Source organism: Maribacter taeanensis (genome assembly GCF_047345145.1).
GTDB lineage: Bacteria > Bacteroidota > Bacteroidia > Flavobacteriales > Flavobacteriaceae > Maribacter_C.
Genome location: NZ_JBLFER010000003.1, coordinates 276,318 through 295,734, shown reverse-complemented (window position 1 = coordinate 295,734; position 19,417 = coordinate 276,318). Strand labels below are relative to the sequence as shown.

The following is a 19,417-nucleotide window of genomic DNA, read 5'->3' as shown; positions in this document are numbered from 1 at the left end:
TTTTCAAAGGAGGACTTATTAGTTAAATTAATGCTTCGCGAAAAGGAAGTTTAGATTGCTTTTATGATGGCAACAAAATCATCTGCATTCAAAGCAGCTCCACCAATTAAACCACCATCAACATCTGATTTTGAAAAAATCTCTTCGGCATTTGCTGGCTTCACACTACCTCCGTAGAGAATTGAAACGTTATTTGCTATTGAAGGATCGTAAGCCTCTGTAATTGTTTTACGAATAAAAGCATGCATCTCTTGTGCCTGATCTGCCGAAGCTGTTTCTCCCGTGCCAATAGCCCATACTGGTTCGTAAGCCAAAATAATTTTACTCCATGCCTTTGTATCCAAAGAAAATAGAGCATTTTTTAGTTGGCTTTCAACAACATTAAAATGATTGCCCGACTTGCGATCTTCCAATTCTTCACCAAAACAAAACATAACACGCATGTCTTTCGCTATAGCTGCGGCGACTTTTTTTGCTAAGATTTCATCTGTTTCACCGAAATAGGCTCTTCGTTCTGAATGCCCGATGATTACAGTGTCAATTCCTATATTCAAAAGCATATCTGCAGAGATTTCTCCGGTATAAGCGCCATTCGCTGCAAAATGCATATTCTGAGCAATTACTTGAATAGTCGAAGACTCTAAATGACGAACTGAGCTGTTCAAATTCACATAAGTTGGTGCCACCATAACCTCAGCCTGGGTATCTGGTAATTTAGCCGAAAGAGCACTCAATAGAGCGTCGGTTTCTTCTAGATTCTTATTCATTTTCCAGTTTCCTGCAACTATCTTACTTCTCATTTTATTGATTGTTTATATTTTGGGGTTTCCCTTATTCAAATTTTAATTCGTCAAAATCGTTGTAATGTACTTTTTGTTTTATCGTTCCTTTCTCTAAAACCAAAATTCCTGGATTAGAACGCACTATTGTTTTCAAGGTAGTCTCATCAGTAAAATAGAACTCAAAACCAAGACTATAATCTTTAACTAGTTTCTGTGTTTGCTCCTTGTTAGATGCTGACATTCCAATTACCCTATAACCTTTCTTTGATGCAGCATCAGTAACTCGTTTCACTTCTGCATACGCTGAAGTATTAGTCTTTCTTAAATCGTAAGCGATAACCATAACTAATTTAGGCTCCAGTAAAAGAGATGCTGCAAAATCTTCTCCATTTTGTTCAATGGTAAAATCATGTACTGGGGGTTCATAACCTTCCTGTATTTCTTTGGTTTCGACATCAACAAACTCACCATCTACTTGCGGGTAATCACCATTCGTAACGATTACTTTTTCTGATCCATTAATGTTGAACTTCCAAGCATATTCAAAAATCGCTTCCGGAGCACCTTCAGGAACACTCATACCATCTTTTATATTCTTATCGATTTCGTAAGGCCTAAAATCAATAACTGGTAGGTGATTCAAAACGTGGTATACATAAAATCCTGAGAGAACCACTGCAAAAAATACAATAAGGCGATTTGTTCGAGTGCTAAAAGCAGGGGTGATATACCGTCTCTCTAGAAACAGAATTACTATTAAAATTAAAAGGACTATGTCTTTTGTAAAGGATTCCCAAGGTGTTAGCTTAATGGCATCTCCAAAACAACCACAATCAGTTACTTTGTTAAAATAAGCCGAATAAAAAGTTAAAAACGTGAAGCCCACTATCATTAAAAGTAAACTCCAAACTGTAAATTTTGTTCGAAAACCGATAAGCAACATCACACCTACCAAAACCTCAAAAATCACCACAAATATTGAAATAGTAAGTGCATGAGGTTCGAAGAATGGAAGGTCGAGAACACCCTGACTAAAGTATTCCTCTAATTTAAAGGAGAAACCTACTGGGTCATTGAGTTTAATAAAACCACTGATAATAAATAAAACACCAACAAAAACTCGACTAAAACCTACTAAATATTTCATGATTCGGGCTTACTTTCATTCAAATGTATCAGAGCAAATACCGCATAGTTTACCATATCTTGATAGTTGGCATCTATACCCTCACTAACAAGGGTTTTACCTTTATTGTTTTCAATCGTTTTCACTCGAAGTAATTTTTGCAAAATCAAATCCGTCAAAGAACTCACACGCATGTCGCGCCAGGCTTCACCATAATCATGGTTTTTGTCCTCCATAAGACCTTTGGTCTCCGCAATTTGTTTATCATAAAGGGCAATTGCTCGTTCATTTAAAAGGTCCGGTTGTTCAGCAACCCCGAGTTCTAGTTGAATCAAAGCCATTATTGAATAGTTGATGATACCAATAAATTCAGAACGCTCTCCTTCATCTACTTTTCTCACATCATTCTCTTGAAGACCTCGAATACGCTGTGCTTTTATAAAAATCTGGTCGGTAAGTGACGGTAGTCTAAGAATTCGCCAAGCACAACCATAATCGGTCATCTTTTTAAGAAACAGATCACGACAAACTTTTATTACATTGTCGTATTGCTCAGAAGTATGCTGCATGTATATCAATCTAATTTGCGTAAATTTCGTTTAAAATTATGTGAATGTCAAAGTTCGCACGAATTAGTTGCTTGAAGTAAATAAACTCGGGGTAGACCCGCGAGGCATTAGAAGGAAAATTATCATTGATTTTGACGCAAGCCCGCCTGACGAACGGGCAGACGTCGGAGCATTCTAAATCTCGATTATCGAGTAAAAAAAATTAGAAGAAATCATATCGAGAAAGTGTATGACTATTAACTGCAAAGGCGAGCTTATTGATTTAAAACAACCCAAGGTCATGGGTATTCTAAATGTAACTCCCGACTCCTTTTTCGATGGAGGAAAATTCAAAGATGAAAAATCGGTTTTAGCACAAGTTGAAGAAATGTTGTTAGAGGGCGCTACATTTATTGATATAGGTGCATATAGCTCAAGACCAGGTGCTGAAGCTGTTTCAGAAAAAAAGGAGTTGACAAGAATTCTGCCTGTGGTTGAATTGTTGATAGATAAATTTCCTAAAATTCTTTTATCTATTGATACTTTCAGAAGTAGAGTTGCCATAAAATGTATTGAAGCAGGTGCTGCTCTTATTAATGATATTTCTGCCGGAAAACAGGACGAACAAATGTTAGCCTCAATTGCAAAATTGAAAGTACCATATATTATGATGCATATGCGAGGGACACCGCAAAACATGCAACAACAAACTGATTACGAAAACCTTTTGAGTGATATTTTATTTTACTTTTCGGAAAGGATAACGGCAGCAAGAACATTGGGTATTCATGATCTTGTTTTGGATCCTGGATTTGGATTTGCGAAGACTTTAGAACAAAATTATGAACTTTTGCAGAAGATGAATTTATTTCAAACACTAGACCTCCCCTTACTAGCGGGTCTAAGTCGAAAGTCTATGATTTACAAAACTCTTGGAACAAATGCCCAAAATGCTTTGAACGGAACCACCGCTTTAAACATGATAGCTTTAAACAGGGGAGCCAATATTTTAAGGGTTCACGACGTTAAAGAAGCAATTGAGTGTGTAACCCTTAATGAGCGTTTAATGAATTGAAACCTGCGATTATTCCAAGCTTTTATTTTAATTTGACGTATTCGAGTCTTATTTCCTAATTTTACCAAAACCACAACCAAATTGGATTTCTTAAATTTTATTGATCTCAAGATTACCGATCTCATCGATATCTTTCTGGTTGCGGTGCTACTTTACTATATCTATAAACTGGTTCGAGGATCAGTTGCTATCAATATTTTTATCGGAATTGTAATTGTATGGGGGTTTTGGAAACTCACCGAACTACTCGGCATGAAAATGATAAGTAGTATGGTGGGAGCTTTTATGCAAGTCGGATTAATTGCATTGATTATTGTATTCCAACAAGAAATAAGAAAGTTTTTGCTCATGATTGGGTCTACCAACTTTGCAAACAAAAAGAACTTTCTAAAACACTTTAAATTCTTAAAACAACAAGGGCTTTCAACAAGTGTGAACATTGATGCACTTTTAAAGGCATGTCAAAACATGGCATCTACCAAAACCGGAGCACTTTTGGTAATCGAACGTAACAATTCTTTAGATTTTGTAAAATCATCTGGTGATAAAATGTATATTGAAATCACCCAGCCGATTGTTGAAAGTATTTTCTACAAAAACAGTCCCTTGCATGATGGGGCTGCGGTTATTGCAAACAATTATATTGTTGCAACTCGAGTTATTTTACCCGTTTCTAATGAACGAAGTATACCTTTACATTATGGGTTACGGCACAGAGCTGCTGTAGCCATTACCGAAAGAACAGACGCAGTTGCACTTGTTGTAAGTGAGGAAACCGGAAAAATCTCTTATATCAGAAATGGAGAGTTTGCCAATTTTAAAGATTTATTGGAACTTTCTGCTATTCTAAAAGAAGATTTGATCTAAAATTTTTTTATGGAATGTAAGAACTGTGAAAGACCATTACGAACTGACTACAGTTTTTGTTCGAACTGTGGAGCCAGAATAGTTCAAAATAGATTAACCTTTAAAAATCTTTGGTATGATGTTACTGAAAGATATTTCAATGTTGACAATACCTTTATAAAAACCTTCTTGCACCTTTTTACAAAACCTGAAATTGTCATTGGCGGATATATTCAAGGAATCAGAAAAAAGTATTTAAACCCTATTAGCTATTTAGGAATTGCTCTTACACTTTCTGGAATACTTTTATTTGTTCTTCGAAAATTTGCTCTTGATAAAATAGACCTAGAAGCATTTGGAAGCTCGATGAAAACTGAAACCACTAGGAAGATATTAAATGCTTCTTTAGATATTAGTTCCTTTACCTTCTTGCTCTATATACCCTTAATTGCAATTGCTGGGTGGTTGATATTCAATAAAAAAAACTATAATCTTTCAGAGTATTCCGTTGCCGCTATATATGCTATAGCCCATTACAGCATTATGTCTTTTCCATTCAGTTTGGCTCTTTCGCTGCTAGCTCCGGAAAATTATCTTTCATACTCTTTTGTTTTTATTGCAATTATGGCTGGGTATATAACTTATGTTGTCAATAGAATTCATGGTAAGGACCTAGGGTTATCATTGGTTTTTATAATGATATTTGGAATAGGTTTTTTGATGGTTAGTGTTTTCTTGAACATAATATTTCTTATTACAGGAATTTTAACCTTTCAAGATTTAATGCCACAATTGTAACAATTAAGCTACTTCTTCAGCCAAAAACTGAGCTTCGTATAAATTACTGTAGTATCCGCCTTTCTTAAGGAGTTCTTTGTGAGTGCCCATCTCTACGATTTTACCTGCATCCATTACAATGATTTTATCTGCTTTTTTAATGGTTGCTAACCGATGTGCAATAATAATAGAAGTTCGGCCTTCAGTTATTTTCTCAGTAGCTTTTTGAATTAGTTGTTCAGAATAGGTGTCAACTGAAGATGTCGCCTCATCCAGAACCAGTATGCTGGGGTTACTAACATAAGCCCTTAAGAAGGCTATTAGTTGACGTTGACCGCTTGATAACATTGTTCCGCGTTCTTTTACATTATATTCATATCCTCCAGGAAGACTTGAAATAAACTCATCAACACCGATTTGTTTGGCCGCCGCCTCAATCATTTCAAGTGTTATCGATTTGTCTTTCAAACTGATATTATTTGCAATGGTATCAGCAAATAGAAAAACATCTTGAAGCACTACCGCTATATGCTTTCTTAGAGCAGCTAATTTATAGTTCTTAATATCAATATCATCTACTAAAATAGCCCCAGAATTAATTTCGTAAAAACGATTCAATAAATTGATAATGGTAGATTTTCCAGCTCCCGTAGCTCCAACAATAGCAATGGTTTCTCCTGCTTTTACATCAAAGGAGATTCCATGTAAAACTTCTTCATTTTCTAGATATCCGAAGTGTACATTCGAAAATTTTATATCCCCATTTATGGTATCACTTACCACTGTTCCGATATCTTGAATATTACTTTCAGTATCTAATATTTTAAAAACACGATTCGCCGCTACCATTCCCATTTGAAGTGTGTTGAACTTGTCCGCAATCTGTCTCAATGGTCTAAAAAGCATATCAATGAGAAGAATAAAAGCGAAAATGGTTCCGAATTCTTCATTACCCAAATTGGCGACATTCTGTAATCCGCCGTACCAAACTACAAGTCCCACTCCAATAGAAGAAACTATTTCAGCAATGGGGAAAAAGATGGAGTTATACCAAACCGTTTTCAACCATGCATTCTGATGCTTTTCATTGATCTCACGAAATTTTAGGCTTTCTATTTTTTCTCGAGTAAAAAGCTGAACTATTTTCATTCCCGTAATACGCTCTTGTACAAATGAATTCAAATTTGATACTTGAGCTCGAACTTCGGTAAATGCAACTTTCATTGCTTTTTGAAACAATCTTGTAGCGTATAGGATAATTGGCAGTATTGCAAATACGATTAACGCAAGTCGCCAATTTATAACTAACATGACTCCTGCTGCCACCAACATTTTTAGCAAATCAGCGACTATTACAAAAAAACCTTGACTAAATATTTCACCAATCCTCTGCATATCTGCCACAGCCCGGGTTACTAAAACTCCTAGAGAAGAACTATCGAAGTATTTCATTCTGAAGCCTAACATGCGCTTGAAAAGATTGATACGAATGTCCTTAATCACATTCTCTCCCAACCAATTTGCATAATAATTAAAAAGAAGCTGACTGGTTACTTGGGCAAAGAGAACGCCTAACATAGCCAGTGTTAACATCAACAACTTTTCTTCGCTACTTTTTCTTATGGCGTCATCGATGATTTCTTTAAGAATTAGTGGCGTGAGTACTGCAAAAGCAGATATCAAGATAGCGGCAAGTGCTACTCCGTAAAAGGTAATTCTATACGGTCGTGTATGTGCTAATAAACGCTTAAATAAGAGCTTATCAAATGCTTTTCCTGAATCGTTATCCATGTTTTACGGTGATCGTCTTGGGGTAGATAATTTGAGTCAAATATAATCCTTTTGCAGGTACTGAGTAACCCGCTTTCCTCCGATCTTTGCTATTTATGATAGCTTTAACATCGGCTAAAGTTGATTTACCAACCCCCACTTCTATTAGCGTACCGACAATCGCTCGTACCATATTCCGAAGAAAGCGATCGGCCGTAATTGTGAAAACTAGTATACCCTCTTTTTGAACCCAAAATGCGGATTTAATATCGCACAAATAGGTGTAGACATCTGTATTCGATTTTGAGAAGCATTCGAAATCCTTAAAATCCAATAACATTGATGCTGCTTCATTCATTTTTTGAACATCCAACGGGTGCCTTACATAATAGGCAGAATCTTCATAAAAGGGATTTTTATCCTGAGTGATCCAGTACTCATAAGTTCGCTCAACCGCGGCAAAACGAGCATGAACGTCAGGATTTACTTGAAAAATTTCTTGCACCGCTATATCCTCGGGTAAAAAGGAATTTAGTTTATAAACCAGATCCTTAATATCGGCAATCTCTTCTACTTCAAAATGTGCATACATCTGTTTAGCATGTACTCCCGCATCTGTTCTTCCTGCACCCATTAGCGGAACATCTGCTCGCAAAATCGTAGAAAAAGTTTTTTCTAAAATCTGCTGCACTGTTATCGCGTTGGGCTGATTCTGCCATCCGTGATACGCCTTTCCGTTATATGAAAATTGAACAAAATATCTCAAAGGTATTCTCTAGATTTGTTGCAAAGATAGATGACCTTTCGGAAATCTAAATTCTGAAATAAACATTCCATAGGAAATGAAAAAAATCTTACTTCTTTCGGATACGCATTCTCATATGGACGGGAAGATTCTAAAGTATGTCCGTCAAGCGGATGAAGTCTGGCATGCTGGTGATATCGGAAGCTTAGAAGTTACCGATGCTCTTGAAAAACTAAAACCCCTTCGCGCTGTCTTTGGCAATATTGATGACCATATAATTCAAAAAGAATTCCCCTTAAATAATAGGTTTATGTGCGAGGGGGTGGATGTTCTAATGACCCATATTGGAGGTTATCCACCAAAATATAACGGACGAACCCGTAAAATGGTAAAGGAAAATCCTCCCAAGCTTTTTATCTGTGGACATTCTCATATTCTTAAAGTGATGTGGGATAAGCCCTTGGGAGTTTTACATATGAATCCCGGAGCATGTGGTAAGCACGGTTTTCATCAAGTAAGAACCATGCTAAGATTTGTTATTGATGGAGCTGAAATTAAAGATTTAGAAATTGTGGAGTTGGGAAAACGAGGTTAGTTAGCAACAGAATAATTTATCATTACCCTTTAGCCTAAGAAGAGCTCCAATAATTTGATATTTGTCATTTCAAACAAAAACCTATGCATTCGTATGTCATAGGTTTCAGAACGTTTTACAGTTTGTTAATTTTTAATCAATCTCTTTTCTTCATTTCCTGACGGGCTTTTAATTCTAAGAATATAAATTCCAGAATCTAAATCAGTTGTATCAATTGTATCACTAAAACTACCAGCTTCGTGATTGTTGCTTTGCTTTAGAGTCATAACTTTTAACCCGTAGATTGAAAAGAGTTCAATATTGACAAATCCATGTTTTTGAATACTGTATTCATAAGTAAATGAGCTGCTAAAAGGGTTGGGCGACACAGAAAGCTCTTTTGCGGAGCTATCTTTAGCTCCAAGGCTATTATTATCTTCAAGACCAATATCATCGACCCTTTTCTCAAGAACAAGACTCCACCTATTCTTTCCATTATCCCTGATAACCTCAAATACCTGAACAAAAAGTAAATTACGATTTGAAGGTTGCCCGGTAATCTGTATCGAAAGACCATCATTACCAGTACCAGAATCGAACTGCTTAGATGCTTGAGCAATCTTAACCCAATTGCCGTTTACATCAAACGCTTTACTGGTCACCCATGCTTGTACCCATCGACTGCCAGTAAATGAGTAGTTGAAAGCGATATCATAACCTTCGCCCTGCACCAATTGGTTGGGAGTTGCCTTAAGCGTTATCGAATCATCTTCTTCAAGTTCCGAAACAGCAACGGTTACTCCTTCTACAACTTGGTTTGCGAGATCTGTCCAGTTCCCATCAGTGCTTAAAACCTGTGCCTGCCACCGATAACTGTTACCGGGGTATTCTGGTACTGGGATAGTAAAGCTGTGGCTTCCTGATCCCGATTTCGTAACATAGCCCTGAGGACTATCACCATTGGGGTTTTCCAATCGAACCAAAACATAGGCCGACGGGTCCGAAATAGTATAATTTACTGTAACCTCAACGGAGTCACCTGCGATCAAATCTATTGGGACTTCTGTAAATTCAACACTACTAGGTGTTACATCGTTTACTGCATCACCATTGCTATTTGGGTTTAAAATGTCTTTAACACCATTAAGTTCCGTAGACACGTTTTCGTACTTAGGCTCTAGTACAGAACCGCTTCCCAATATCCAAAGAGGACCAATATCATTTTTTATAGTACCATCAATAATGGTTATATCTCCTAATTGATCACCTATACCCGCTAAAGCCGGATTTCCGCCCACAGAAGTACCATGCAAATCTGGATTTATAATCTTTATATTTTCGTTAGCCTGTGAATTGTTCGCATTATCACCTGTAAAAAGGAACATACCGAAATTTTTTGCAATGATTTTAGGATTGAAAAAAGTGACATTTTTGGAATGTCTTACTTCAATTCCACCCAAGCTGTTCCCTAATATCTTCACATCGGTAAAAGTTGAATTTTCCACATACTCAACAATACTTGGTCCAGCTGTGGGGTATTGACCACTTATATTATTAACGGTTACGTTTCTACTAAAACCAGTGGCTACGGCAGCATCTTTGGAAAAGGACCAAAAATGGTCTACTCCTTCAAGAAAAGTCTCATCATGCCAGTGTACATTGTTGCCACCTACCAATTCAAGACCGAAAAATAAATTACTGTAGGTATTGTGGTGAATGTTTAAATTTTTACCTGTTCCCGCCAAACTAATGGCAATTCCATGATCAAAAATTCCAAGATTATCAATCTTATTTCCGTAGACATCTATGTTCTCAAATCTGTTTTCATTTGGACTGTTTTGATTAACAATTTCTACGAACATCCCCCCAATGTCATGTGCAAAGTTATCATGAATTTTTACATTTTTAGTGAATGCTGTTCCCGATTCATTGTGCAACTTAATGCCATATCCGTTGTTCGATGGATTGGTAATCTCCATATTCTTGAACGTAAAGCCATTTAGTTGAACACCGCCAATCCAAATTACTGCAGGATTTAATATATTAGGATCGGCGCCATTTGGTACATACGCTCCATTATAATTACCACCTTTAGATCCTTTAGTTCCTCCATTTGCATTTGCGTCATACTCACTTCCTATAGTGAACCCATCGAAAACTATGTTTGTGATCGAAACATCACCTGAGGTCTTATTGAATATTGAAGTGAAGGCAGGAAAATTACCAGTTGCTACTACTTTTGCATTCGGGTGTAATTCAAAATTCAAGTTATTTACCCCATCAAGGTTTACAGAACCTTTGGCAATTATAAACTTGCCCCCTGTTCTACTTTTAATGAAATTGACAGTTCCTGTTACATTGGCGTCTACTGCTAATTGAATTGCCTCACCATCATCTATTCCATCATTGGCAATCGCTCCATAATCCTCAATATATGCGGTATTGAATATTGTATTTAATGCTGAAAGGTCATTGCTGTTATTTATAGCCGCCTTGGTTAAACGGGTTTCAACTCCCTCAGATAAGGAAACCCAAAAAATTGATAGTAGTAGGAAAGTAAAAGATGAAATAAAAAAAACCGTTCTCATGCTATATTAATTTGAAGTTAATAGTACAATGCAGGAATACCCAAAAGGCTAAACCTATTAACTGAGAAATGTTTTGGTAGCTGAAAATCGGTTTGGTCAAACCAAAAAATGCAAAACCTTAGGTTACGATAAAAGAGTTTATCTCAATAAAGCATGCATAAGGCAACAATTACTGAAATGAATTATTCTTAATTGCTTCGTTGCTAACGCTAAGACAACCCAATATATTGTCTAACTTTTATTCATCAATATATAAGCTGAAGATTGAAGCAAGAATTAGTTCGTTGATAAATGGATCCTGAAATGAATTCAGGATAAATTAAAAAACCCGGGAACAACCCCGGGTTTCACGCACTAATACTACTAAGATGTTAGGTTTAACGTAAGCGATCAACAGATTTTACAAGATCTTCATCCTTCTTTATTGCCCTGTTGGCCAGGACTAAAAAAACGATAGAAAATACAGGAATGAGCATCCCAATACCCTTCTCAGAAACCAAAGTCTCTCCGGATAAGTTTAGCGATCGGTAAACGAAAAATCCTAGTAAAAAAAGATTTAATATCATGTTCAATCTGTTTACAACAAATTGATTTTGTCTGTTCTTAAATAAAAATATTGCAATAAGCGCTAATGCAGATATCATATAGAACGCAGAAGAAACCAAAATATCATATTTGGCAAAAAATTCTTCTCCTTTAGCATCTAACCATAAATGAAGAAAAAAGGGCAGAATTGCTGCTAAGAGCGCCACGATTAAAAGATAAACGGTTTGAATTCTCTGTATCATTGTTAATTTTCAATACTCGGACTGCAAAAATACACGTCTTTTTAAAAAATATAGCTGCATTACTGAAAATAATTTGTAATATTGTTTCGTTATTAAGTTACATCACTTACCATAGGGATATCTTTCCCATCTATTACCCGATTAACAACTTACTTCTTGATATTTTTCCAAAAACGTATATAATTCATATTATTCTTAATGTTTGAGATTTCAGATTTAAAATCAAAAAAGCTTCCTGAGCTTCAGGAGATAGCTAAGGGTTTAAATGTACCGAAGTACAAAACCCAAAAAAAATTAGACCTTGTCTACCAAATTTTAGATGTGCAGGCAGCCAATCCTAAAGCTGCTGCCGAAGTTGCACCTGTAACAACTAATGCCGCAGAAGATAAGCCGAAACCAAGGCCAAGACCTCGGGCTAGAGTAGTTAAAGACGAAAAAAAGGTTGAAACTCCAGAAGTTGTCGCAGAAAAAACCGCTACACCTGCAAACACAGAATCAGTAGTTAAAACTGAAGGTGAAGAAACTCCTCGACCAAGACCAAGACCAAGACCGCAAAATAATGCTCATGGGAATGGAAAGAGAGATCAGAAAAATAATCCTCAGCATAAGAATCAAAACAATCAGAACAAAAAACCTCAACATCAAAAACGAGAGGATAAAAATAACTTTGACAAGGACCTGAAAAACAGATATAAAGAACCCGAGTTCGAATTCGATAGTATTATCGCAAGTGAAGGTGTTCTAGATATCATGCAAGATGGTTATGGCTTCTTAAGATCTTCAGATTATAATTATTTGTCTTCTCCAGATGATATTTATGTTTCGCAATCGCAAATTCGTTTGTTCGGTTTGAAAACAGGAGATACGGTTTTAGGAAATGTGCGACCACCAAAAGAAGGTGAAAAGTATTTCCCTTTGATTAAAGTGAATAAAATCAACGGAATCGATCCGCAAATTGTTCGTGATCGTGTTTCTTTTGAGCACTTAACACCTTTATTCCCGGACGAAAAATTTAGATTGGCTGAACGTCAAGCTTCTATTTCAACACGTATTATTGATTTATTCTCCCCTATCGGGAAGGGTCAAAGAGGTATGATTGTTTCCCAACCTAAAACTGGTAAAACAATGTTGTTGAAAGATATCGCTAACGGTATTGCAGCAAATCACCCAGAAGTATATCAAATTATCTTATTGATTGATGAAAGGCCTGAAGAGGTTACTGATATGCAACGTAATGTGCGTGGTGAGGTTGTAGCCTCTACTTTCGATAAGGAAGCTACAGAGCACGTGCGTGTGGCGAACATCGTTCTTGAAAAAGCAAAGCGCTTAGTTGAATGTGGTCATGATGTTGTAATTCTATTAGATTCAATCACAAGATTGGCAAGAGCCTACAACACAGTGCAACCAGCATCTGGTAAAGTATTAAGTGGTGGTGTTGATGCGAATGCACTTCACAAACCCAAACGTTTCTTTGGTGCAGCTCGTAACATTGAAGGAGGTGGATCTTTATCAATCATCGCAACAGCACTTACAGAAACTGGTTCTAAAATGGACGAGGTAATCTTTGAAGAATTCAAGGGTACTGGTAATATGGAATTGCAATTGGATCGTAAAATATCGAACCGAAGAATATTCCCAGCTATTGATCTTACTTCATCAAGTACACGTAGAGATGACTTATTATTAGATAAGGATACGATACAACGCATGTGGATTATGAGAAAATATCTTGCAGATATGAATCCGGTAGAGGCTATGGAATTCATTGAGCAACGTTTCAAACAAACCAAAAATAACGAGGAATTTTTGATGACAATGAATCAATAGTTGCTATAGCGACAAATTATTAAATAAATCCCAAATTCCAAGGTGATCAACACCGCAGAGTTTGGGATTTTTTATGCTTTAATACCTCTCCATTCTATAATTTTTTTCTTTTTTTACTGATTCCTCATATTTTAAAATATCTTTAAGGGAGCAAAAACTATTCTTCCCCCTTTTTTTTGCAAATAACAACCTTTAAACTCTTATGTCATGAATCAGCTTAAAACAAAGTGGCTTCCGCTTACTCTTGTATTTCTTTTATTTTTTACATTATCTAGTTGCAATGAGGAATGTCCTCCCTGCGACATAGATCCAAAACCCGTTGCCGCACCTGATCAAGTTATTGAAGTAGATCAAGCAAAAATGGCTTATGACGCATATGGCAAGCGCAGAGTACCTCTGATACAACGTTACGAAGATTCTATAAACAGAAGTCGAGGTTATGATAAAAAACAGCAAATTCAACAAGAGAAAAATGGTCAGAAATCAGACAACACGGGTCCAAAACCTTTTGACGTGGCAAGATATGTCCACTATGATTATGCGACCATTAAGCAGTATTTAGCTTATATTGAACAGGAAGCGAAAGCTGCCAATGTTGAAATATCTACGCTACGTTTTTATCTTTCAAATTATCCAGATCAGACGTTTTTTCCAGGTACCAAGGATTCGATCATGCACCCAAGACAGAATTCCGTGCTTATTTCTCCAACCATTAAAAAAGGAAAACGTGATTTTCTTTTTTATATCGATGACTCGATTGAAGAGCAACCAAAAGCAGTTATACTAAACGATGGTTTTGGACCAGCTCCAAAAGGTTTTGGAGATAATGCCTCAGAAAACAATCGATCATACGCTTCTTTTCTGCCAAATTTAACTGAGCCAAATGCAAAAGCTCCAATGCTTTATCAGGGGAGAAGTGTCACAATGAATAAAGGAAATGGGGCTCCTCCTCCATATCCTGAACAATAAAATTTTGATTAATCGATTTATTCCCCAAATGTGTTAGAGTTTTTTAAAAGTCATTATTTTATGCCTCTTTATGGTATTGCTTTGATAATATCCGTAATACGCTACCGCAGGTATTATGATAGCATATTGAGATATTTTCCAATAATATTAGGCTACACTTTATTAACGGAAATCCTTGGATTCTTAATTCGCGATTTCAAAAGCTTTCAAATTATCTATTTGGAAAAATATGATTACGCGAATTACTTTATTTACAATATCTACGATATTGTTTTCTTCTTATATTTCTATCTTGTTTTTTGGAAAGTCATTCAGAAGATAGAATATCGTAACTTTATTAAGTATGGGGCGATAATTTATATTGTTTCCACATTTATCAACCCATTTTTTCAAAATGTCCTAATTTTCCCTCAAGTCTATGCTTCTACAATTGGTTCAATTATATTGATTGTTTGCATTCTTCTATATTACCTAGATGATCTAAAAGGTCAAAAGAAAAATAAGCTTCTAATATGGATAAGCATAGGACTGCTGATTTTCAATATTTTCTTTCCTATAATAATGCTGGCGGGTCGGTATGATTATGATTTGTATGAAAAATTGAATTTTAAACAATTCCACAACTTTTTAATTGTTTTAATGTATATCTGTTTCATTATCGGTTTTTTAAAAATGGGTAGAATGAAACCGATTGAAGAAGAGAAATGAATCAAACAATCTTAGAGGCATTAAAAAACAACTATTTTTTTATATTGTACTTCGCAACTTTTGCGATTGCCTTAGTGAGATATCGAAGGTACTTCGATAGTATATTGAAATATTTTCCAATATTCATAGGCTATACGATTCTGACCGAACTACTTGGTTTTATGATTTTAAATTTTGAAACGTTTCAAATCAATTATTCTGAGGAGTATCCTTATGCTAATAATGCTATTTATAACATATATGACTTAGTATTCTTTTTCTACTTCTATACTATTTTCTTTAAAGTAATAAAAAAAAGAAAATCTAAAACACTAATCAAATATGGTGCACTTGCTTATGTAATAGCAACGGTCATCAATCCATTTTTTGAAGACTGGATTATTTTTCCACAAACGTATGCCCTAACCATCGGATCAGCTGTTTTGATAATGACCATCCTACTATATTTTAGAGATTCTAAACATCGAATAGAAAAGAATAACAATTTATTAGTCTGGATCAGTATTGGTCTTTTGGTTTTTAATTTATTCTTCCCTTTAATTATGCTCACAGCGCTTTACAGCACAAAGTTTTATCAAGAATTTCATCTTAGGCAGATTCATCATTTGTTGATAGTTGTGATGTACGGTTGTTTCATTATTGGTTTTTTACAGATGAATGGCAAGCATACGACAATATATGAAGATCTATAAAACAAAAAAATGCTCTAACTTTCGTTAGAGCATTTTTATATATGGTTAAGTAAGTACTTACAACGCAGCTACGTGCTTGTGTAATTTACTTTTTAAGTTAGCAGCTTTGTTATTATGAATAATATTACGTTTTGCCAAACGATCAATCATACTTACAACACTTGGCAATAAAGCTTCAGCATCTTTTTTCTTCTCTTCAGAACGCAGTTTTTTCAATGCATTACGCATTGTTTTATGCTGGTATCTGTTACGAAGACGTACTGCTTCGTTTCTTCTGATTCTCTTTAATGCTGACTTGTGATTTGCCATCTTTTTATCTCTTGATTATAATTCTTTAAATTCCTTCTTCGCCGATCTCACTCGAACTTTTGTAGCCCGTAGGGGAATCGAACCCCTGTTACCAGGATGAAAACCTGGCGTCCTAACCCCTAGACGAACGGGCCAAGTTAACTAAAAACTGAAAATTGTTGATGAAAAATAAATTTTTCACTTTATAATTTTCAACTTTACATTAAACTTTGTAGTCCGTAGGGGAATCGAACCCCTGTTACCAGGATGAAAACCTGGCGTCCTAACCCCTAGACGAACGGACCATTACTTTACGCAATTGCGGATGCAAAAATACAATTATTTTTTACTATCACAACACCTGAATATAATTTCTTTAAATCTTTTAATATGCTTTGGCAAAAAGCACTCGGTGTGATGATGGTTTTCCTGTAACCATGCAGCTTCCCTCTTCTTCTTTAACGTCAATAGGAATGCATCGAATGGTAGCTTTTGTTTCGTTTTTGATTTTATCTTCAGTTGCCATCGTTCCATCCCAATGGGCTGAAATAAAACCACCTTTTTTCTCTAAAACTTCTTTAAACTCTTCGTAAGAATCTACAGGAGTAATATGCTCCTTTCTATAATCAAAAGCTTTCTTATAAATATTCTTTTGAATTTCTTCCATCAAGTACTCAATTCTCGCAACTACTTCATCCGCAGGAACGGTTTCTTTTTCTAAAGTATCTCGTCGCGCAACTTCATAGGTACCATTCTCCAAATCACGTTGACCAATTGCTAAACGTACTGGCACCCCTTTCAATTCGTACTCATTGAACTTAAACCCTGGTTTATGTGTATCGCGATTGTCAAATTTTACGGAAAAACCTTTTGCTCTCAATTCATTTACTAGCGGATTAACTTTTTCAGAAATAATATCCAATTGATCCAATCCTTTATATATAGGAACAATGACCACTTGAATTGGCGCCAATTTCGGAGGAAGTACTAATCCGTTATCATCACTATGCGTCATTACCAAAGCTCCCATTAATCTGGTAGAAACTCCCCAAGAAGTAGCCCAAACATGCTCTTTACCTCCTTCTTTAGTAGCAAACTTCACATCAAAAGCTTTTGCAAAATTTTGACCTAAAAAGTGGGACGTACCAGCTTGCAAGGCCTTTCCGTCTTGCATTAAAGCTTCAATACAATACGTTTCGATAGCACCTGCGAAGCGCTCGCTTTCTGTTTTCAATCCCTTAATAACAGGCACTGCCATATGCTCTTCAGCAAATTCCGCATAAATGTTCATCATCAGTTCAGCTTCAGCTATGGCTTCTTTTTCTGTAGCATGAGCGGTATGCCCTTCTTGCCATAAGAATTCTGCCGTACGTAAAAATAACCTTGTCCGCATTTCCCAGCGCACCACATTCGCCCATTGGTTAATCAATAAAGGTAAATCCCGATAGGATTGAATCCATTTTCTGTAGGTATCCCAAATAATAGTTTCTGAAGTTGGTCTCACGATCAGCTCTTCTTCTAATTTTGCATCAGGATCAACAATAATACCACTGCCGTCTTCAGCATTTTTTAGTCTATAATGCGTAACCACAGCACATTCCTTAGCAAAACCTTCCACGTGACTTGCTTCCTTACTTAAGTAAGATTTAGGAATAAATAGTGGAAAATAGGCATTTTCATGACCTGTTTCCTTGAACATCTTGTCCAAACCAGCCTGCATTTTTTCCCAGATAGCATAACCATATGGTTTGATTACCATACAACCTCGAACTCCCGAGTTCTCAGCTAAATCAGCCTTTACAACGAGTTCGTTATACCATTTAGAATAATCCTCACTCCTCTTCGTTAAATTTTTACCCATTTCTTAAGTTTGGCACAAAACTTGTGTTATTATTTATCGTAATAGTTGGTAAAACTAACTATTTTTATAATGTTCAACAATTTAAATTACAACGATGATACATTCTCTACCCCTCCAAAAAATTCGTACCGCGGCCTTGTTTGCCTTAGTAGGTCTAATAGCCGTTTCTTGCGGTTCATACCAACAGGCTTCGTACTACGATAATGATGGTATTTATGGTGCAAATGAACAACGTGTTTCTGTAGATAGAGCTCCGAGAAAGGCACCACAGGCTAAGCAAGAGAATAACGCCTATGCTAACTATTTTGGACAAAAAGCTGATGAGATTTCAGAAAGTGAAATATTTACTGATGTTGACTCTTATTCTAGCGGCGTAGAAAATGACAGTATTGCTACAGGTGATTTAACGGAATACTACTCTTCAGATAATGATTATGTCGGTAATGCAGGATGGGGAGATAACCCAACCAGTGTTAGCATAAACATTTATGATAATGGATGGAACAACTGGGGCTGGGGAGGCGCTGGATTTGGATGGGGATGGAATGACCCTTGGTTATGGAACCGTGGATGGGGATGGAACAACTGGGGATATGGTGGTTACGGATGGGGCTGGAATCGTTGGAATAGATGGAACAACTGGGGCTGGGGAGGCGCTGGATTTGGATGGGGTGGTTACGGATACGCAGGCGCATGGTGTCCTCCATTTGGTTACGGTTATGCAAACCAAGGATTCTATGGGAATAGAGGTTATGCTTATAACTCAGGAAGACGTGGTTACTACGATAGAAACACGGTTGCTAGAAGCAATTCAAGAGTTGCGTTGAATAGTCGTTCAAATTTGAATACTACCAGAAGAAGTGCTACAGCAGCATCTTCAAAATATAGAAGCAACAGATCAACTTCGAGATCGGGAATCTCTAGAGGCGCGACTACAAGAAGTAATAGAACAGGTGTAGCTTCACGACGTACCGTTGGTGTAGATCGCAATCGTTCTTACAGAACAAGTAGAAGCACAAGGGCTACTCCGAGATACAACAGTTCTTCAAGAAGCAACCAGACTTATAGAAATAGCACACCTCGCAGTAGTGGGTATTCAAGAGGCACAGCTAGCTCAAGAAGTACTACAAGGTCTTCAGCACCTCGGACATCAACTTATAGAAGTTCAGGAAGCAGAACAAGAAGTAGTGGAAACTATAGTAGAAGCTCAAGAAGTTCTTCACCACGAAGCAGCGGTTACAGATCTTCAAGGGGTAGCTCGAGCTCAAGAAGTAGCGGAAGCTACAGAAGTTCGGGTAGCTCAAGAAGCTCTTCCGGAAGCTACAGAAGTTCTGGCGGTTCATCACGATCTTCATCTGGTAGTAGTAGATCATCCGGTGGAAGTAGATCTTCTAGTAGAGGTGGAAGACAATAGAGCTAGAAATAATCAAACAACAGATTTAAAAATTTAAAA

Annotated in this window: 17 protein-coding genes and 2 tRNA genes; 8 read left to right on the top strand and 11 right to left on the bottom strand. The window is 36.5% G+C overall.

All coding sequences use genetic code 11. From position 1 onward, the window contains the following. Nucleotides 1-50 precede the first annotated feature (50 nt). Genes tpiA through ACKWCD_RS12930 form a run of 3 tightly spaced genes read right to left on the bottom strand, consistent with a single transcriptional unit; the run spans nt 51 to nt 2,477 of the window. Entirely contained in the window at nt 51-800 is a 750-nt protein-coding gene (gene tpiA, locus ACKWCD_RS12940; RefSeq protein WP_413984379.1) for a triose-phosphate isomerase, read from the bottom strand. Between the two features lie 31 nt (nt 801-831). Next, entirely contained in the window at nt 832-1,929 is a 1,098-nt protein-coding gene (locus tag ACKWCD_RS12935; RefSeq protein WP_413984378.1) for a BT_3928 family protein, read from the bottom strand. Then, the gene (locus ACKWCD_RS12930) at nt 1,926-2,477 is read right to left on the bottom strand and encodes a DUF1599 domain-containing protein (protein WP_413984377.1); all 552 of its coding nucleotides are present in this window, start codon (nt 2,475-2,477) and stop codon (nt 1,926-1,928) included. Before ACKWCD_RS12930 ends, ACKWCD_RS12935 begins: the two co-directional genes overlap by 4 nt. A 229-nt stretch (nt 2,478-2,706) precedes the next feature. Between ACKWCD_RS12930 and folP the strand changes: the two genes are divergently transcribed. The 3 genes from folP (at nt 2,707) to ACKWCD_RS12915 (ending at nt 5,175) form a co-directional block, all read left to right on the top strand. Continuing rightward, nucleotides 2,707-3,531 carry a dihydropteroate synthase gene (folP, locus tag ACKWCD_RS12925; protein ID WP_413984376.1) on the top strand — a complete coding sequence of 275 codons (825 nt, stop codon included), beginning with the start codon at nt 2,707-2,709 and terminating at the stop codon, nt 3,529-3,531. Between the two features lie 81 nt (nt 3,532-3,612). After that, nucleotides 3,613-4,398 (top strand): diadenylate cyclase, encoded by a 786-nt coding sequence (locus ACKWCD_RS12920; RefSeq protein WP_413984375.1) that lies wholly within the window; start codon nt 3,613-3,615, stop codon nt 4,396-4,398. Nucleotides 4,399-4,407: 9 nt separating this feature from the next. Then, a complete protein-coding gene (locus ACKWCD_RS12915) occupies nt 4,408-5,175 on the top strand; it encodes a DUF3667 domain-containing protein (RefSeq protein ID WP_413984374.1) in 768 nt (255 codons plus the stop codon). Between the two features lie 3 nt (nt 5,176-5,178). Here the strand turns inward: ACKWCD_RS12915 and ACKWCD_RS12910 are convergent, their stop codons facing one another. Together ACKWCD_RS12910 and truA are read right to left on the bottom strand one after the other, a co-directional pair. After that, nucleotides 5,179-6,945 (bottom strand): ABC transporter ATP-binding protein, encoded by a 1,767-nt coding sequence (locus tag ACKWCD_RS12910; RefSeq protein ID WP_413984373.1) that lies wholly within the window; start codon nt 6,943-6,945, stop codon nt 5,179-5,181. Next, complete coding sequence (truA, locus tag ACKWCD_RS12905) at nt 6,938-7,690, bottom strand: tRNA pseudouridine(38-40) synthase TruA (RefSeq protein ID WP_413984372.1); 753 nt, start codon at nt 7,688-7,690, stop codon at nt 6,938-6,940. Before truA ends, ACKWCD_RS12910 begins: the two co-directional genes overlap by 8 nt. A 76-nt stretch (nt 7,691-7,766) precedes the next feature. Here truA and ACKWCD_RS12900 point away from each other — a divergent pair, with 76 nt between their 5' ends. Continuing rightward, nucleotides 7,767-8,264: a metallophosphoesterase family protein gene (locus ACKWCD_RS12900; protein WP_413984371.1), complete on the top strand. Its 498-nt coding sequence runs from the start codon at nt 7,767-7,769 to the stop codon at nt 8,262-8,264. A 125-nt stretch (nt 8,265-8,389) separates the two neighbouring features. Here ACKWCD_RS12900 and ACKWCD_RS12895 read toward each other — a convergent pair whose 3' ends face one another. Together ACKWCD_RS12895 and ACKWCD_RS12890 are read right to left on the bottom strand one after the other, a co-directional pair. Then, a complete protein-coding gene (locus ACKWCD_RS12895; protein ID WP_413984370.1) occupies nt 8,390-10,831 on the bottom strand; it encodes a T9SS type A sorting domain-containing protein in 2,442 nt (813 codons plus the stop codon). A gap of 377 nt (nt 10,832-11,208) precedes the next feature. Then, nucleotides 11,209-11,619 carry a DUF4293 domain-containing protein gene (locus tag ACKWCD_RS12890; RefSeq protein WP_413984369.1) on the bottom strand — a complete coding sequence of 137 codons (411 nt, stop codon included), beginning with the start codon at nt 11,617-11,619 and terminating at the stop codon, nt 11,209-11,211. A 198-nt stretch (nt 11,620-11,817) separates the two neighbouring features. On the opposite strand from ACKWCD_RS12890, the gene rho reads away from it, so the two are divergent. From rho to ACKWCD_RS12875, 3 genes are all read left to right on the top strand, one after another. Continuing rightward, nucleotides 11,818-13,446, top strand: a complete 1,629-nt coding sequence (gene rho / locus ACKWCD_RS12885; protein WP_413984368.1) for a transcription termination factor Rho — start codon at nt 11,818-11,820, stop codon at nt 13,444-13,446. Between the two features lie 207 nt (nt 13,447-13,653). After that, nucleotides 13,654-14,415, top strand: coding sequence for a hypothetical protein (locus ACKWCD_RS12880; RefSeq protein WP_413984367.1), 762 nt, complete (start codon nt 13,654-13,656; stop codon nt 14,413-14,415). Nucleotides 14,416-15,119: 704 nt separating this feature from the next. Then, entirely contained in the window at nt 15,120-15,815 is a 696-nt protein-coding gene (locus ACKWCD_RS12875; protein ID WP_413984366.1) for a hypothetical protein, read from the top strand. A gap of 57 nt (nt 15,816-15,872) precedes the next feature. Here the strand turns inward: ACKWCD_RS12875 and rpsT are convergent, their stop codons facing one another. The 4 genes from rpsT to proS form a co-directional block, all read right to left on the bottom strand. Continuing rightward, complete coding sequence (rpsT, locus tag ACKWCD_RS12870; RefSeq protein WP_413984365.1) at nt 15,873-16,124, bottom strand: 30S ribosomal protein S20; 252 nt, start codon at nt 16,122-16,124, stop codon at nt 15,873-15,875. A 62-nt stretch (nt 16,125-16,186) separates the two neighbouring features. After that, nucleotides 16,187-16,258: transfer RNA gene (locus tag ACKWCD_RS12865), tRNA-Glu, on the bottom strand. 78 nt (nt 16,259-16,336) lie between these two features. Beyond that, a tRNA-Glu gene (locus tag ACKWCD_RS12860) sits at nt 16,337-16,408 on the bottom strand. An 80-nt stretch (nt 16,409-16,488) separates the two neighbouring features. Further along, nucleotides 16,489-17,964, bottom strand: a complete 1,476-nt coding sequence (proS, locus tag ACKWCD_RS12855; protein WP_413984364.1) for a proline--tRNA ligase — start codon at nt 17,962-17,964, stop codon at nt 16,489-16,491. 94 nt (nt 17,965-18,058) lie between these two features. Between proS and ACKWCD_RS12850 the strand changes: the two genes are divergently transcribed. Next, nucleotides 18,059-19,378, top strand: a complete 1,320-nt coding sequence (locus tag ACKWCD_RS12850) for a hypothetical protein (RefSeq protein WP_413984363.1) — start codon at nt 18,059-18,061, stop codon at nt 19,376-19,378. The last annotated feature ends 39 nt before the right edge of the window (nt 19,379-19,417 follow it).